Origin of the sequence: Pseudomonas sp. C1C7, assembly GCF_013359595.1 — a bacterium.
Lineage (GTDB): Bacteria > Pseudomonadota > Gammaproteobacteria > Pseudomonadales > Pseudomonadaceae > Aquipseudomonas.
The window spans coordinates 1-17,215 of the sequence record NZ_JABFMP010000018.1 but is presented as its reverse complement, the minus strand read 5'-3'; the positions used below and the strand labels follow the sequence as shown (position 1 = coordinate 17,215).

Here is a 17,215-nt window from a genome sequence, read left to right as displayed (position 1 = left end):
TTTTCGAACTTCCGGGAACAGGCCATTAACTACCTATTTGGGGCGGCGATTCTACGAGATGCGTCACATTTTGCAAGAAAAGGCGAAAACGGCTCTCAGCCGCAGATGCAGGGAAATCTCGTTAAGCTCTTGATTCGGAATGGAATTGAAGGTCGTTTCGATGCGTGAAGCGCAGACGACAAAACACCGCTATGGACGAGAGCCATGGCAGCAAAATCGAAGTATTCGGGGGAAAAAAGATGCGAGAGAGCACTCGCGAAGTCGTTAAGGTGGCAACCCCACCAGCCACACCCCGGCACACAATGTCACCGCTGCGGCTGCTCCCTTCCAGGCCTGACCGGGTTCACGGCTGATCGTTGCGGGGGGACCGATGGGGTCACCATAACGATGCTCACCTGACGGCGAGCCGCGCCATTGTACCTATCTGAGACGAAGTTACAACCGTTGGCGCGGATTAAAAAACATGAGGTGCTTCAAGGACATGCAGAACCAAAAAGATCGCAGCCTGCGGCAGGTCCTACATTGGAACGCATTTCCCTGCAGGAGTTGCCGAAGGCTGCGATCTTTTGACGTCAGACCGTAATGCCGTGATTTTTCAGAAACTCGACGAACGCCTCTTCATCCAACACCTTCAACCCCAACTCATTGGCCTTGGTCAACTTGGACCCCGCCCCCGGCCCCGCCACCACGCAATGGGTCTTGGCCGACACGGAACCCGCCACCTTGGCACCCAGACTCTCCAGCTTGTCCTTGGCCACATCGCGGCTCATCAACTCCAGCGAGCCGGTCAGCACCCAGGTCTGGCCGGTCAGCGGCAAGCCTTCCACCACTTTCTTTTCGCTCTGCCAGTGCATGCCGAAATCAGCCAGTTGCTTTTCCGCCTCGACCGCCTGGAGGCGATTTTCCTCGAGGGCGAAAAACTCGCGAACCGAGTTGGCCTGCTTCTCCGGCAAGGTCCGGCGCATGTCCAGCCAGTCGGCGTCGACCACCGCTTGCAGCGAACCGAACTTGTCGGCGAGTTTCTGTGCCCCGCCCGGTCCGACCGAAGGAATGTGCAGCTTGTCGAGAAAACCGCCCAGGGTGGTGCTGGCGGCAAACTCCGCGCCCAGCTCGCCCTGATCCTGGATTTGCATGCCGTGCTTGAGCAGATCGGCGATCACCTGCTGGTTGTGCGAATCCTCGAAGAAACTGTGGATCTCGTGAGCGACTTCCAGCCCGACATCCGGCAGGTAGGTCAACACTTGCGGCAGGGCTTTCTGCACCCGCTCCAGCGAACCCAGTGAACGCGCCAGCACCTTGGCCGTTTCCTCACCGACATCGGGAATGCCGAGGGCGTAGATGAAGCGCGCCAGTCCCGGCCTCTTGCTGTCTTCGATGGCGCTCAGAAGGTTGCGGCTCGACAGCTCGGCGAAACCTTCCAGATCCACCACCTGTTCGAAGGTGAGGGCGTACAGGTCGGCCGGCGAACTCACAAGGCCTTCATCCACCAGTTGCTCGACGCTCTTCTCGCCCAGGCCTTCGATATCCATCGCCCGGCGGGAAACGAAGTGAATGATCGCCTGCTTGAGCTGCGCGCCACAGGCCAGGCGACCGACGCAGCGATACACCGCGCCCTCGCTGACTGTCTCACGGCCCTTGCTGCGCTTGATCAGTTGCGTGCGTTCGACATGGGAGCCGCACACCGGGCACTTTTCCGGGATGTGCACGGGCCGGGCATCGTCCGGGCGCCGCTCGGTGACCACTTGCACCACCTGTGGAATCACGTCTCCCGCGCGGCGAATGATCACCGTGTCGCCGATCATCAGGCCCAGGCGCGCCACTTCATCCATGTTGTGCAAGGTGGCATTGGCCACGGTGACACCTGCGACCTTGACCGGCTTGAGGCGCGCCACCGGCGTGACGGCGCCGGTACGTCCGACCTGGAACTCCACATCGAGCAGCTCGGTGAGCTCTTCCATGGCCGGGAATTTGTGGGCGATGGCCCAGCGCGGTTCCCGGGCGCGGAAACCCAGCTCGCGCTGCGAGGCGATGCTGTTGACCTTGAACACCACGCCGTCGATTTCATAGGGCAGCGCGTTGCGGCGCTCACCGATATCGCGGTAGTAGTCCAGGCATTCATCGATTCCGTTCGCCCGTTTCAGCTCGTGGCTGATCGGCATGCCCCAGGCCTTGAGCTGTTGCAGGTTGCCGATGTGCGTATCGGCGATGTCTGCGGACACCTGGCCGATGCCGTAGCAGCAGAACTCCAGCGGGCGGTTGGCGGTGATCTTCGAATCCAGTTGGCGCAAGCTGCCCGCCGCCGCGTTGCGCGGGTTGGCGAAGGTCTTGCCGCCGACTTCCAGTTGGGTGGCGTTGAGCCGCTCGAAACCGGCCTTGGACATGAACACTTCACCGCGCACTTCCAGGGTCGCCGGCCAGCCGGTGCCGTGCAGTTTGAGCGGGATGTTGCGCACGGTGCGCACGTTGACGCTGATGTCTTCGCCGGTGGTGCCGTCGCCGCGGGTCGCGCCGCGCACCAGCAGGCCGTCCTGATACAACAGACTGACCGCCAGGCCATCGAGCTTCGGCTCGCAGCTGTATTGCACCGCCGCGCCACCACCGAACAGATCACCGGCCGGCAGATCCAGGCCTTCGGTGACCCGGCGATCGAATTCGCGCATGTCGGTTTCTTCGAAGGCGTTGCCCAGGCTGAGCATCGGTACTTCGTGTCGCACCTGAGTGAAGGCCGACAACGCCGCGCTGCCCACTCGCTGGGTCGGCGAGTCGCTGGTGATCAGTTCCGGATGCTCGGCTTCGAGGGCCTTGAGCTCCTTGAACAACCGATCGTACTCGGCGTCCGGGATGCTCGGCTCGTCCAGCACGTGATAGCGATAGTTGTGCAGGTCCAGCTCGGCACGCAGCTCTAGAATGCGGTCTTTGGCGGCAGTCATGGGTGGTCTCTCATAAAGCAAAAGAGCAGCCGTGGCTGCTCAATCTGTTGATGCGGTAAAAACATTGCAGGAGCAGAGCTTGCTCGCGATGGCGTCATTGAAATCGCTATCGCGAGCAAGCTCGGCTCCTACAGGTACAGGTCGCGTGGCGCGATCCTGATCAACGTTTCTGGGTCAGGGCGCGGCGTTCGAATTCGACGATGCGCTGACGGTAATGTTCGATGGTCTGGGCGGTCAGTACGCTGCGCTGGTCATCCTTCAGTTCGCCGTTCAGTTCCTGGGACAGTTTGCGCGCCGCGGCCACCATCACGTCGAAAGCCTGTTTCGGATGACGCGGGCCTGGCAGACCGAGGAAGAAGCTCACCGCCGGGGTACTGAAGTGGTCGATGTCATCCAGGTCGAACACGCCTGGCTTGACCGCGTTGGCCATGGAGAACCAGACCTCGCCGTTGCCCGCCATGCTTTCGTGGCGGTGGAAGATGTCCATTTCGCCGAAACGCAGACCGCTTTCCAGAATGTTCTGCAACAGCGCCGGGCCCTTGAAGCCGGCGGCGTCGCGGCAGATCACGCTGATCACCAGCACTTCTTCAGCCTGGGGTTGTTCCTTGTCGCTGGCCGATGGCGAAGCCTTGGTCTCTTCAATGTAATCGTCGTCGCGGCTGCTGAAGCTCGGGCCACCATCCAGATCGAGGTTGAGGTTCAGGTCGCCCTGGGATGGCTCGCCGCCACGCTTGCCACGCTTGGAACCCGATTCGCGGGGTTCGCGAGGCTCGCGGGCCGGCATGCTCACCGACGGCAGATCCTGCTCGTCCAGCTGCGGCTCTTTATGGTTGTCCAGTACGCGGGACGGGCCCAACAGCTCGGCGCTGGTGTCCTCGTCCGGCAGGTTGGACAGGTTTCGGTCAAGACGGAATTTCAGTTTTCCCTTGCCGCCGCGCATACGGCGCCAGCCATCGAAAAGAATACCGGCAATGACAATGATGCCGATGACGATCAGCCACTCGCGCAGACCGATTTCCATGTAATCCCGTGCCTCTATAAAAAATGCTGAAAAATAAGGGGTTTACAATCTGCAAACCGCTTTAAAACGTGGCGCCAACTCTATGTTCTGACAGGCGTTTTGCCCACGTATACGAAAAATTGACATTAAACTAGCACGACCAAAGGCAACTTTACACCGTCGGTCGAAATCGCTGCGCAATTTGTGTCGATTTGCCATCTTCATTAATCAGCTCTTACGTTTAATGAACTGCGCAGCTCAAGCTACAAGCCGCAAGTTTCAAGCTGCAAGCAGAACCCTCTTGCAGCTTGCAGCTTATCGCTCGAAGCTGCCGTCATGCATCCACCATCGCCATCGCCTCCTCGACATCCACCGCCACAAGACGCGAACAGCCCGGCTCGTGCATCGTCACCCCCATCAGTTGATCGGCCATTTCCATGGCGATCTTGTTGTGGGTGATATAGATGAACTGCACCGTCTGCGACATCTCTTTCACCAGACGCGCGTAGCGTCCAACGTTAGCGTCATCCAGTGGCGCGTCAACCTCGTCGAGCATGCAGAACGGCGCCGGATTCAACTTGAAGATCGCAAAAACCAGGGCCAATGCAGTCAGGGCTTTCTCGCCACCGGAGAGCAAATGGATGGTGCTGTTCTTCTTTCCGGGCGGCTGCGCCATGATCGTCACCCCTGTATCGAGTAGATCTTCGCCCGTCAGTTCCAAATACGCGCGTCCGCCACCGAAAACTTTTGGAAAAAGCGCCTGTAATCCGCCATTGATCTGATCAAAGGTATCTTTGAAACGGTTGCGCGTTTCCTTGTCGATCTTGCGAATGACGTTTTCCAGGGTTTCGAGCGCTTCCACCAGATCGTCGTTCTGCGCATCCAGATAACGTTTACGCTCGGATTGTTGCTGGTATTCGTCGATGGCCGCGAGGTTGATCGCACCCAGGCGCGCAATACGCGCGGCGATGCGCTCAAGTTCTTCCTCGGCAGCCTTTTCGCTGGCTTCGGCAGTCAGGGTGGCGAGCACGCCGTGCAGGTCGTAACCGTCTTCGAGCAACTGATCCTGCAGGGCCTTGCGTCGCACGGTCAGCGCCTGCCAGTCCATGCGCTGCTGCTCCAGCTGACCGCGAATAAGCTGCGATTGCTGCTCGGCCTGGCTGCGGCGCTTCTCGGCGTCGCGCAGTTCGCGGTCGGCATCTTCCATGGCGATCTGCGCGGTCTTGAGTTCCTCGTCGACAGTCATGCGCTTGTCGAGCAACTCTTCAAGCTTCAGACGCAACTCTTCCAGCGGCGCCTCGCCCTCCTCCAGATTCAAACTCAGCTGTTCACGCTTTTCGGTCAGGCGCTCGGACTGCATTTCCAGTCGTTCCAGGGCCTGACGCGTGGAATCGTGCTGTGCCTTGAGCGAACCCAGGCGCACCGCCAGTTGATGGGCGTGATCCTTGTGCTGGCGAGCCTCCTGGCGTACCCGGTCCAGACGTTCGCGCAGGCTGTCGCGCTGGGCCAGCAGCAATTCGCGCTGCTCGGTGTCCAGCGCCATGCTGTCGAGGGCGTCCTGCAAGTGAATACGCGCTTCGCCGATCTGTTCGTGCTCCAGCTCACGCTGCTCGCCCAGTTCGGCGATCTCTTCATCGAGACGGGTGCGGCGCAGGTTCAACTGTTCGGCCTTGGCCTTGCCGGCCGACAACTGGGCCTTCAATTCGCCTTGCTGACGGGCTTCATCCTGCAGCAGTCGACGCAGGTGTTCGCGACCGTTTTCCTGCTGACGCTGTTGCGCCCGAAGATTCTGCAGCTGGGTTTCCAGCGTCTCGACGGTGGCCTCGCGCTCTTCGCGCTCAAGGCTCAATTGCTGGATCTCCTGACCACGGGCCAGTACGCCGCTTTCCGCTTCGCTGGCGCGACGCACCCGCAGGAAATGCCGGCCGACCCAATAACCATCGCGGCTGATCAGGCTTTGCCCGGAGGCCAGCTGGCCACGCAGGGCCAGGGCCTGCTCAAGGTTTTCCACCGGTTTGACCTGCCCCAGCCAAGGCGACAGATCGATCTGCGCCTCGACCTTGTCCAGCAAGCTGCCCGGCACGCGTACACCGTCGCTGGAAGGGCTGAGCAAACGCAAATCGCCCTGGGCGAACCCGGACAGATCGAAATCGTTGAAATCATCCACCAGCACCGCTTGCAGGTCGGCGCCGAGTACGGTTTCCACCGCCAGTTCCCAACCCGCCTCGACCTTCAGGCCTTCAGCCAGTCGCGGGCGATCCGCCAGATGTTGCTCGCGCAACCATTCGGCGGTGCCAGTGCCTGGGTCGAGTGCGGCCTGCTGCAAGGCTTCCAGCGAAGCCAGTCGACCATTGAGCCGTTGCAGATCGCCCTGGGCCTGTTGCTGCGCCGACAGTGCCTGCTGCAATTGCTGGCGCAGTTGCTCGAGGCGCTCGACCTGGGCCTCTTCGCTGGCCTGCAGATCTTCGAGGGTCGCTTCACTGGTTTCCAGCTGCTCGCTGAGTTCCATGATCGCCGCGTCTTCCGGGTCCGCCGAAAGCAGCTCGCGCTCTTCGCCCAGACGCTTCTGACGATCGGCCAGACGCTCCAGGCTGGTTTCCAGCTGCTGGATGCGCGACTGCTGGACTTCCGCCTGACGGCGCGGCTCGGCGGCGGTCAGGTTGAACGCGTCCCACTGCTCCTGCCAGCCGTGCATGGTGGTTTCGGATTCTTCCAGCGCGGCGGCGGCCTCTTCGGCGGCGGCGCTGGTGACTTCCTGCTCGGGGGTGAGCATGTCCAGCTCTTCGCCGAGGGTCAGCAGCAAGGTGCGGTCGTGGCCCAGGTGCGACTCGGTTTCCAGGCGTGCGCGCTCGGCTTCCTTCAAGTCGTCCTGCAACTGGCGCAAACGCTGCTGCCCGTGCTGGATGCTCTGCTCGACCCGGGCGATGTCGCCGCCGACCGAATAGAAGCGCCCCTGCACCAGATTGAAGCGTTCGGACAGATCATGGTGCCCGTCGCGCAGGCGTTCGATGCTGGCGTCGGCGTTGCGCTGCTCGGCCACCAAGGCTTCGAAGCTGATTTCCTGGGTGCCGATGATCGCTTCACGCTGGCCGACCTGATCGTTCAGGTCCTGCCAGCGCAGGGCCGAGAGTTGCGCCTTGAGCTGGCGCTCCTCGCCCTTGTATTCCTGATACTTCTTCGCCGCCTCGGCCTGACGGTGCAGGCGTTCGAGCTGGCGTTCGAGTTCTTCGCGCAGGTCGGTCAGACGCTCGAGGTTTTCGTGGGTGCGGCGGATACGGTTTTCGGTCTCGCGCCGGCGCTCCTTGTATTTGGAGATGCCCGCGGCTTCTTCGATGAAGTTGCGCAGGTCTTCAGGCTTGGACTCGATCAGCTTGGAGATCATGCCCTGCTCGATGATCGAGTAGCTGCGCGGGCCCAGGCCGGTGCCGAGGAAGATATCGGTGATGTCGCGGCGACGGCACTTGGTGCCGTTGAGGTAATAGGTCGTCTGGCTGTCGCGGGTGACTTTGCGGCGAATGGAAATTTCCGCGTAGGCGGCGTATTCACCCAGCAATGTGCCGTCGGAGTTGTCGAACACCAGCTCGATGCTCGCCTGGCTGACCGGCTTGCGGCTGGTGGAGCCGTTGAAGATGACGTCGGTCATCGATTCGCCACGCAGGTTCTTCGCCGAACTTTCGCCCATTACCCAGCGAACGGCGTCGATGATGTTCGACTTGCCGCAACCATTGGGGCCGACAACCGCCGCCATGTTACTGGGGAAGTTCACCGTGGTCGGATCGACGAAGGATTTGAATCCCGCCAGCTTGATGCACTTGAGCCGCACGCTTATGCATCCGTCAGGGCAGAGATCACCAGCTCGCAACTGCGCTGGCCATAGGCCGTCAGTACTTCGCGGATCTGTACGAAATCACGGGCGATGACGGCGGCGAGCAGGCGTTCGAACAGCTCCAGGTACTCGCTCATCGAGGCCTTGCGCTGGTCGAGGGCCAGGAAATACGCACGGCTCATGGCCGGCTGCAGGTTTTCGACGGTTTCCTGCAGATAGGGATTGTCGGCAAACGGATAGGTGGCGCGCATCACGCTGAAACTTTCGTCGACGAAGGTGTGAATGTCCTGACGCTCGAAGCTGGCGGTCAGCCGCTGCTGGATCTGCACGAATGGCGCAAGGTCGGCCTGGACTTTCCAGCCGGTGGCCACGGCGTTGGCCAGCAGGATGTACATCTCGCTCATCAACGCGCACAGGCTTCTGACCTTGTGCGCGGTGAGTTCGGTCACGTGGGCGCCACGGCGCGGCAGGATCGCGATCAGGTGACGACGTTCGAGAATCAGCAACGCCTCGCGAACAGAACCACGGCTGACGTCGAGCGCCTGCGTGACCTTCTGCTCCTGGATGCGCTCCCCGGGCTTCATTTCACCGCGAATGATGCGTTCGGCGAGGTGGTGAGCGATTTGCTCGGCGAGGCTGTCCGGCGCCTTGAACGTCATGGTTGTCCTTCAAACTCTTCGATTTGCACAAGCGGCGCAGTGTAGCGCAATTGATGCTGGATGGCGGAGTGCCTGCCCGGTGGTTTTTGGCACGTTTCAAGCAAAAAGCAGCCTGTCCCGTGTAGGTCAATACTGTAGGAAACCCGTTGTTGATCGAGAAAATGATTTTTCCTGACCTTTAAGTCAGAAAATCATTGACCGAAAAGTCAGACCTGCTAAATTCGGTCACATCGGTTAACAACAATAATGAGTCTGCGAGGCCATCCGTGATCCAGTTTTTACTCAACCAGGAACTCCGTAGCGAGCACGCCCTGGACCCGAATCTGACTGTGCTCAACTATCTGCGCGACCACGTGGGCAAACCCGGCACCAAGGAAGGTTGCGCCAGCGGTGACTGCGGCGCGTGCACCGTGGTGGTCGGCGAATTGCAGACGGATGACAGCGGTCGCGAACACATTCGCTATCGCAGCCTCAATTCCTGCCTGACCTTTGTTTCGTCGCTGCACGGCAAACAGTTGATCAGCGTTGAAGACCTCAAGCACAAGGGCGAACTGCATAGCGTGCAAAAGGCCATGGTCGAGTGCCATGGTTCGCAGTGCGGTTTCTGCACCCCTGGCTTTGTGATGTCGCTGTTCGCCCTGCAGAAAAACAGCGACCAGCCAGACCACCACAAGGCCCACGAAGCACTCGCCGGCAACCTGTGCCGCTGCACCGGCTACCGGCCGATCCTGGAGGCCGCCGAGCAATCCTGCTGTGGCAAGCAGCCGGATCAGTTCGATGCCCGCGAAGCCGAAACCATTGCCCGCCTCAAGGCCATCGCACCCACCGACATCGGCGAACTCAACAGTGGCGACAAACGCTGCCTGGTGCCGCTGACCGTGGCCGATCTCGCAGACCTCTATGACGCTTACCCACAGGCCCGCCTGCTGGCCGGCGGCACTGACCTGGCGCTGGAAGTGACCCAGTTCCACCGCACCTTGCCGGTGATGATCTACGTCGGCAACGTCGCCGAAATGAAGCGCATCGAACACTTCGACGATCGCCTGGAAATCGGCGCGGCCACCGCCCTCTCCGACTGCTACGAGGCCCTCAAGGCCGAGTACCCGGACTTCGGCGAATTGCTGCAACGCTTCGCCTCCCTGCAGATCCGCAACCAGGGCACCCTGGGCGGCAACATCGGCAACGCCTCGCCCATCGGTGACTCGCCGCCCCTGCTGATTGCTCTGGGCGCGCAGATCGTCCTGTGCAAGGGCGACATCCGTCGCACCCTGCTGCTGGAGGATTACTTCATCGATTACCGCGTCACCGCGCGTCAGGAAAGCGAGTTCATCGAAAAGATCATCGTGCCCCGCGCCAGTGCCGAGCGGTTCTTCCGCGCCTACAAGGTTTCCAAGCGCCTGGACGATGACATTTCCGCGGTCTGCGCCGCGTTCAACCTGCGCGTGGAGAACGGCGTCATCACCGATGCCCGCGTAGCGTTCGGCGGCATGGCGGCGATCCCGAAACGCGCCAATGCCTGCGAAACCGTGCTGCGCGACGCGCCGTTCAACAGCGCCACCCTGGAGCGTGCCTGCGCCGCCCTGGCCGAAGACTTCACGCCGCTCTCGGACTTCCGCGCCAGCAAGGAATACCGCCTGCTCAGCGCGCAGAACCTGCTGCGCAAATACTTCATCGAACTGCAAACGCCTCACATCGAGACCCGGGTGACCGCTTATGTCTAACCATCACGCCGTAGAGAAGACCCAGGCCGAGCTGGCTGAGCTGTTCGCCAAGGACCTGACCACCGGTGTCGGCCGCAGCGTCAAGCACGACAGCGCCGCCAAGCATGTGTCCGGTGAAGCGCAGTACATCGACGATCGCCTGGAATTCCCCAATCAGTTGCACGTGTATGCGCGCCTGTCGGACCGCGCCCACGCGAAAATCATCAGCATCGACACCGCGCCCTGCTATGCCTTCGAGGGCGTGCGCATTGCCATCACCCACGAGGACGTGCCGGGCCTGAAGGACATCGGCCCGCTGCTTCCGGGCGATCCGCTGCTGGCCATCGACACCGTGCAATTCGTCGGTCAGCCGGTGGTCGCCGTTGCGGCAAAGGATCTGGAAACCGCGCGCAAGGCAGCGATGGCCGCGATCATCGAATACGAGGACCTTGAGCCGGTGCTGGACGTGGTCGAAGCCCTGCGCAAACGCCATTTCGTGCTCGAAAGCCATACCCACCAGCGCGGCGACTCGGCAGGTGCGCTGGCCACGGCCGAACACCGCATCCAGGGCACGCTGCACATCGGCGGTCAGGAACACTTTTACCTGGAAACCCAGATCTCCTCGGTAATGCCTACCGAAGATGGCGGCATGATCGTCTACTGCTCCACGCAGAACCCCACCGAAGTGCAGAAGCTGGTGGCCGAAGTGCTGGACGTGTCGATGAACAAGATCGTCGTCGACATGCGCCGCATGGGCGGCGGTTTCGGCGGCAAGGAAACCCAAGCCGCGAGCCCGGCCTGCCTGTGCGCGGTGATTGCGCACCTGACCGGCCAGCCGACCAAGATGCGCCTGCCACGGGTCGAAGACATGCTGATGACCGGCAAGCGTCACCCGTTCTATGTCGAGTACGACGTCGGCTTCGACAGCACCGGTCGCCTGCACGGCATCGCCCTGGAACTGGCCGGTAACTGCGGCTGCTCGCCGGACCTGTCGGCGTCGATCGTCGACCGCGCGATGTTCCACTCGGACAACTCGTACTACCTGGGCGACGCCACCATCAACGGCCATCGCTGCAAGACCAACACCGCCTCGAACACCGCCTACCGTGGTTTCGGCGGCCCGCAAGGCATGGTCGCCATCGAGGAAGTGATGGACGCCATCGCCCGCCACCTGGCCCTCGATCCGCTGGCGGTGCGCAAGGCCAACTACTACGGCAAGACCGAGCGCAACGTCACTCATTACTACCAGACCGTCGAGCACAACATGCTCGAGGAAATGACCGCCGAGCTTGAAGAAAGCAGCCAGTACGCCGAGCGCCGCGAAGCGATCCGCCGCTACAACGCCAACAGCCCGATCCTGAAAAAAGGCCTGGCGCTGACCCCGGTGAAGTTCGGCATTTCCTTCACCGCCAGCTTCCTCAACCAGGCCGGCGCCCTGGTGCACGTCTACACCGACGGCAGCATCCACCTGAACCACGGCGGCACCGAGATGGGCCAGGGCCTGAACACCAAGGTCGCGCAGGTGGTGGCCGAAGTGTTCCAGGTGGAAATGGACCGCGTGCAGATCACCGCGACCAACACCGACAAGGTCCCCAACACCTCGCCGACCGCAGCCTCCAGTGGTGCCGACCTCAACGGCAAGGCGGCGCAGAACGCGGCGGAAATCATCAAGAAACGCCTGGTGGAATTCGCCGCGCGGCAATACAAGGTCAGCGAAGAAGACGTGGTGTTCCACAACGGCCACGTGCGGGTTCGCGATCACATCCTGACGTTCGAAGCGCTGATTCAGCAGGCCTATTTCGCCCAGGTCTCGCTGTCGAGCACCGGCTTCTACAAGACCCCGAAAATCTACTACGACCGCAGTCAGGCCCGGGGGCGTCCGTTCTACTACTTTGCCTTCGGCGCGGCGTGCTGCGAAGTGCTGGTCGACACCCTGACCGGCGAATACAAGATGCTGCGCACCGACATCCTCCACGACGTCGGCGCCTCGCTGAACCCGGCCATCGATATCGGCCAGGTCGAGGGCGGCTTCATCCAGGGCATGGGCTGGCTGACCATGGAAGAGCTGGTGTGGAACAACAAGGGCAAGCTGATGACCAACGGCCCGGCCAGCTACAAGATCCCGGCCGTGGCGGACATGCCGCTGGACCTGCGCGTGAAGCTGGTGGAAAACCGCAAGAACCCCGAAGACACCGTGTTCCACTCCAAGGCCGTGGGCGAACCGCCGTTCATGCTCGGCATCGCGGCGTGGTGCGCGATCAAGGATGCGGTGGCGAGCCTGGGTGACTACAAGCATCAGCCGAAGATCGACGCGCCGGCGACGCCGGAGCGGGTGTTGTGGGGGTGTGAGCAGATGCGGCAGTTGAAGGCGGTGAAGCCTGTAGATGCTGAAGCCGAGTTGGCTCCGCTCTGAGACCGCGAAGAGCCCCGAACTGACAACCACGATGTCGAGGTGAACATGTACAACTGGATCGACGCCCTCGCCGACCTGCAAAACCGCGGTGAACCCTGCGTGTTGGTGACCATCATCGAAGAACTCGGCTCGACCCCGCGCAATGCCGGTTCGAAGATGGTCATCAGTGCCCGGCAGACCTTCGACACCATCGGTGGCGGGCACCTGGAATACAAGGCCATGCAGATCGCCCGCGAGATGCTCGCCAGCGGCAAGCAGGACACCCACCTGGAGCGCTTCAGCCTCGGCGCCAGCCTGGGCCAGTGCTGCGGTGGCGCCACGGTGCTGCTGTTCGAACCGATGGGCCAGGTCCAGGCGCAGATCGCCGTGTTCGGCGCCGGTCACGTCGGCCGCGCCCTGGTGCCGCTGCTGGCCAGCCTGCCCTGCCGGGTGCGCTGGATCGATTCGCGCGAAGACGAGTTCCCCGAACAGATCCCCCACGGTGTGCGCAAGATCGTCAGCGAAGAACCGGTGGAGGAAATCGACGACCTGCCCGCCGGCAGCTACTGCATCGTCATGACCCACAACCACCAGCTCGACCTGGAACTGACCGCCGCGATCCTCAAGCGCAACGACTTCGCCTACTTCGGCCTGATCGGCTCGAAGACCAAGCGGGTGAAGTTCGAACATCGCCTGCGCGACCGCGGTTTCGACAGCGGCGTGGTGCAACGCATGCGCTGCCCGATGGGCATTGGTGAAGTCAAAGGCAAATTGCCTGTGGAAATCGCCATCTCCATCGCCGGCGAAATCATCGCCACCTACAACGCGAATTTCGGCCAGCAAACCTCCAGCGCCGAACCGATTGCCAAGTTGCTGCCGGCCTCGCGCCGCAGCCAGGCGACTCAATTGCAAGCCACGAATTTGAAAGCCTCAAATTGATAAGCCTCATAAACAGAGAACGATCATGCCCTTGACTCGCAAAGCCTACCGCGCCGCCATTTTGCACAGCATCGCCGACCCCGCCGACGTGGGCATCGAAGCCTCCTACGAGTATTTCGAGGACGGCCTGCTGGTGGTCGATAACGGCAAAATCAGCGCCCTCGGCCACGCCAGCGAATTGCTGCCATCGCTGGCCGCGGACATCGAGATCACTCACTATCAGGACTCGCTGATCACCCCGGGCTTCATCGACACCCACATCCACCTGCCGCAGACCGGCATGGTCGGGGCCTACGGCGAGCAGCTGCTGGACTGGCTCAACACCTACACCTTCCCCTGCGAAAGCCAGTTCGCCGACAAGGCCCATGCCGACGAAGTCGCCGACATCTTCATCAAGGAGTTGCTGCGCAACGGCACCACCACCGCGCTGGTGTTCGGCAGCGTGCACCCGCAATCGGTGAACTCGTTCTTCGAGGCCGCCGAGCAGCTGGATCTGCGCATGATCGCCGGCAAGGTGATGATGGACCGCAACGCGCCGGACTACCTGACCGACACCGCCGAATCCAGCTACCTGGAAAGCAAGGCGCTGATCGAACGCTGGCACGGCAAGGGCCGCCTGCACTACGCGGTCACTCCGCGTTTCGCCCCGACCAGCACCCCGGAACAACTGACCCTCGCCGGCCAGCTGCTCACCGAATACCCCGATCTGTACATGCAGACCCACATTAGCGAGAACCTCAAGGAAATCGAGTGGGTCAAGGAATTGTTCCCGGAGCGCAAGGGCTACCTGGACGTCTACGATCACTACCAGCTGCTGGGCGAGCGCTCGGTGTTCGCCCACGGCGTGCACCTGTGCGACGAAGAGTGCGCGCGCCTGGCGGAAACCGGCTCGGCGATCTCGTTCTGCCCGACCTCGAACTTCTTCCTCGGCAGCGGCCTGTTCAACCTGCCGATGGCCGAGAAGCACAAGCTGAATGTCGGCCTGGGCACGGACGTCGGCGGCGGCACCAGCTTCTCGCTGCTGCAGACCCTCAACGAGGCGTACAAGGTCATGCAACTGCAGGGCGCGCGCCTGAGCCCGTTCAAGTCGCTGTACCTGGCCACCCTCGGCGGCGCCCGCTCGTTGCGCCTGGAAGACAAGATCGGCAACCTGCAACCGGGCACCGACGCCGACTTCCTGGTGCTGGACTACAACGCCACGCCGCTGCTGGGCTATCGCCTGAAACAGGCGAACAACATTGCCGAGACCTTGTTCGTTTTGATGACCCTGGGGGATGACCGCACGGTGCTGCAGACCTATGCGGCGGGGAATCTGGTGCATCAGCGCTAGGTTTTTCAGGCAAAAAAATCCCCCGTATCGTGAGATTCCGGGGGATTTTTATTGCCTGTCAGGCCGCCTTCGCGGTCTCGGATCAGATCTTGGCCGGCGACCGCCCAGGCTTCTTGGTCTGCAACAAATGCGAGAAAACCGCATGCAAATCATCCGACGCACTTTCCTCGTCGAGGTTGAGTTTGCTGTCGATGTGATCCATGTGATGCATCATCAGGTCCACCGCCAGCTCACCGTTGCGTGCTTCGATCGCATCGATCAGTTGGGTGTGCTCGTCGTAGGAGCAGTGGGAACGGTTGCCGCTTTCATATTGGGCAATGATCAGCGAGGTCTGGGACACTAGGCTGCGCTGGAAGCTGATCAACGGCGCGTTTTTCGCCGCTTCCGCCAGTTTCAGGTGGAATTCCCCCGACAGACGGATGCCGGCGCCGCGATCGCCACGGGAGAAGCTGTCGCGTTCGTCGTTGACCATCTGCCGCAATTCGGCGATCTGCTCGGCGGTGGCGTGCTGTACAGCCAGCTCAGTGATCGCCCGCTCCACCAGACGCCGAGCCATGAACACCTGTCGCGCCTCTTCCACACTCGGGCTTGCCACCACGGCGCCACGGTTGGGCCGCAGCAGCACCACGCTTTCATGGGCCAGGCGCGACAGCGCGCGGCGGATGATGGTGCGGCTGACCCCGAAAATCTCCCCCAGCGCTTCTTCGCTCAACTTTGTGCCGGGCGCCAGACGCTGTTCGAGGATGGCCTCGAAGATATGCGCGTAGACAATATCGTCCTGGGTACCGCTGCGCCCGGCTTTGCCTGCGCGCGGTTGTTTCTTGAGGGGCTGCAACTGTTCGTTCATGGGCACTCGAGTCGGGAGAACTGCGGCGAATTGACGGTGACTGTAATACGGCACAGTGGGTCGCTGGCAAGTATCGCGTAAAAAGTACCGCGATTGTACACAATGGTTAGTGGCGACACGACTGTATGGCTGTTTGTCGCTGCTGCTGTATGGCAATGCCTGCTTACATTTGAGTTTAGGCTTAAACCCTGTGGGAGCGAGCCTGCTCGCGATGGTCGTCAACGAAAACGCCGGGTGTCTGACGCCCCGCGGTGTCTGTGACGCCATCGCGAGCAGGCTCGCTCCCACACAGCGCCACCGATACTTTCACGAGAAACAGGACCACCGCCGTCATGAACGACGCCACGCATACGCAATTGCGCCCACTGGCCGATACCTCTCCATCGGCCATCGTCGCCGGTTTCATCGCGATGATGACCGGCTACACCAGTTCCCTGGTCCTGATGTTCCAGGCCGGACAGGCGGCGGGGCTGACCAGCGGGCAGATTTCGTCGTGGATCTGGGCGATTTCCATCGGCATGGCGGTGTGTTCGATCGGTCTGTCGTTGCGCTATCGCACGCCGATCACCATCGCCTGGTCGACCCCCGGCGCGGCGCTGCTGATCACCAGCCTGGGCGGCGTCAGTTATGGCGAAGCGATTGGCGCCTATATAACCTGCGCGATCCTGGTGACCATCTGCGGCCTGACCGGCAGCTTCGAACGCCTGGTGAAAAAGATCCCCGCCTCCCTGGCCGCCGCGCTGCTGGCCGGGATCCTGTTCAAGATCGGCAGCGAAATCTTCGTCGCCGCCCAGCACCGTACCGCGCTGGTGCTGGGCATGTTCTTCACCTATCTGGTGGTCAAGCGCCTGTCGCCGCGCTATGCGGTGTTGGGCGCGCTGTTGATCGGCACCGCGCTGTCGGGGCTCATGGGGCTGCTGGACTTCAGCGCCTTCCGCCTGGAAGTGGCCACGCCCGTCTGGACCACCCCGCACTTCTCCCTCGCCGCGACCATCAGCATCGGCATCCCGCTGTTCGTCGTCGCCATGACCTCACAAAACATGCCCGGCATCGCCGTACTGCGCGCCGACGGCTATCACGTACCCGCCTCGCCACTGATCACCACCACCGGCATCGCCTCGCTGCTGCTGGCGCCCTTCGGCTCCCACGGCATCAACCTGGCCGCCATCAGCGCGGCGATCTGCACCGGCCCGCATGCCCATGAAGATCGCAACAAGCGCTACACGGCAGCGGTCTGGTGCGGGATTTTCTACGGCATCGCCGGGGTGTTCGGGGCGACCCTGGCAGCCCTGTTCGCCGCCCTGCCCAAGGAACTGGTGCTGTCGATCGCCGCCCTGGCGCTGTTCGGCTCGATCATCAACGGCCTGAGCATCGCCATGAGCGAGGTGAAGGAACGTGAAGCGGCGCTGATCACCTTCATGGTCACGGCGTCGGGACTGACGCTGTTCTCCATCGGTTCGGCGTTCTGGGGAATTGTCGCGGGCGTCGTGACCTTGATGATCCTCAACTGGCGCAAGACTTAAACCTTCTCACCATCCCTGTAGCAGCTGGCGAAGCCTGCGTCCGGCTGCGCAGCAGTCGCAAACCCTGAA

Annotated in this window: 10 protein-coding genes and 1 other RNA gene; 5 read left to right on the top strand and 6 right to left on the bottom strand. The window is 61.9% G+C overall.

The genetic code is table 11. The features are described from left to right. Positions 1–276: 276 nt before the first annotated feature. The 5 genes from ffs to HNO86_RS16190 form a co-directional block, all read right to left on the bottom strand. Positions 277–373, bottom strand: an RNA gene (ffs, locus tag HNO86_RS16210) — signal recognition particle sRNA small type. 199 nt (positions 374–572) lie between these two features. Continuing rightward, entirely contained in the window at positions 573–2,930 is a 2,358-nt protein-coding gene (gene ligA, locus HNO86_RS16205) for an NAD-dependent DNA ligase LigA (RefSeq protein ID WP_175377953.1), read from the bottom strand. A gap of 160 nt (positions 2,931–3,090) precedes the next feature. Beyond that, on the bottom strand, positions 3,091–3,951 hold the full coding sequence (zipA, locus tag HNO86_RS16200) for a cell division protein ZipA (RefSeq protein WP_175377952.1): 861 nt from the start codon (positions 3,949–3,951) through the stop codon (positions 3,091–3,093). A 313-nt stretch (positions 3,952–4,264) separates the two neighbouring features. Continuing rightward, positions 4,265–7,753 carry a chromosome segregation protein SMC gene (gene smc, locus HNO86_RS16195; protein ID WP_175377951.1) on the bottom strand — a complete coding sequence of 1,163 codons (3,489 nt, stop codon included), beginning with the start codon at positions 7,751–7,753 and terminating at the stop codon, positions 4,265–4,267. Positions 7,754–7,755: 2 nt separating this feature from the next. Further along, positions 7,756–8,415 (bottom strand): GntR family transcriptional regulator, encoded by a 660-nt coding sequence (locus tag HNO86_RS16190; protein WP_175377950.1) that lies wholly within the window; start codon positions 8,413–8,415, stop codon positions 7,756–7,758. 266 nt (positions 8,416–8,681) lie between these two features. On the opposite strand from HNO86_RS16190, the gene xdhA reads away from it, so the two are divergent. From xdhA to guaD, 4 genes are read left to right on the top strand one after another with little or no spacing between them, the layout of a single operon-like run. Then, a complete protein-coding gene (gene xdhA / locus HNO86_RS16185; protein ID WP_175377949.1) occupies positions 8,682–10,136 on the top strand; it encodes a xanthine dehydrogenase small subunit in 1,455 nt (484 codons plus the stop codon). Continuing rightward, positions 10,129–12,528 carry a xanthine dehydrogenase molybdopterin binding subunit gene (gene xdhB, locus HNO86_RS16180; RefSeq protein ID WP_175377948.1) on the top strand — a complete coding sequence of 800 codons (2,400 nt, stop codon included), beginning with the start codon at positions 10,129–10,131 and terminating at the stop codon, positions 12,526–12,528. Before xdhA ends, xdhB begins: the two co-directional genes overlap by 8 nt. 45 nt (positions 12,529–12,573) lie before the next feature. Beyond that, positions 12,574–13,446 (top strand): xanthine dehydrogenase accessory protein XdhC, encoded by an 873-nt coding sequence (gene xdhC, locus HNO86_RS16175; protein ID WP_175377947.1) that lies wholly within the window; start codon positions 12,574–12,576, stop codon positions 13,444–13,446. A gap of 25 nt (positions 13,447–13,471) precedes the next feature. Continuing rightward, complete coding sequence (gene guaD, locus HNO86_RS16170; RefSeq protein ID WP_175377946.1) at positions 13,472–14,776, top strand: guanine deaminase; 1,305 nt, start codon at positions 13,472–13,474, stop codon at positions 14,774–14,776. Between the two features lie 82 nt (positions 14,777–14,858). On the opposite strand, the gene HNO86_RS16165 is transcribed toward guaD, so the two are convergent. Beyond that, positions 14,859–15,623, bottom strand: a complete 765-nt coding sequence (locus tag HNO86_RS16165) for a GntR family transcriptional regulator (protein ID WP_110967145.1) — start codon at positions 15,621–15,623, stop codon at positions 14,859–14,861. Positions 15,624–15,955: 332 nt separating this feature from the next. Between HNO86_RS16165 and HNO86_RS16160 the strand changes: the two genes are divergently transcribed. Further along, entirely contained in the window at positions 15,956–17,146 is a 1,191-nt protein-coding gene (locus HNO86_RS16160; RefSeq protein ID WP_175377945.1) for a benzoate/H(+) symporter BenE family transporter, read from the top strand. The last annotated feature ends 69 nt before the right edge of the window (positions 17,147–17,215 follow it).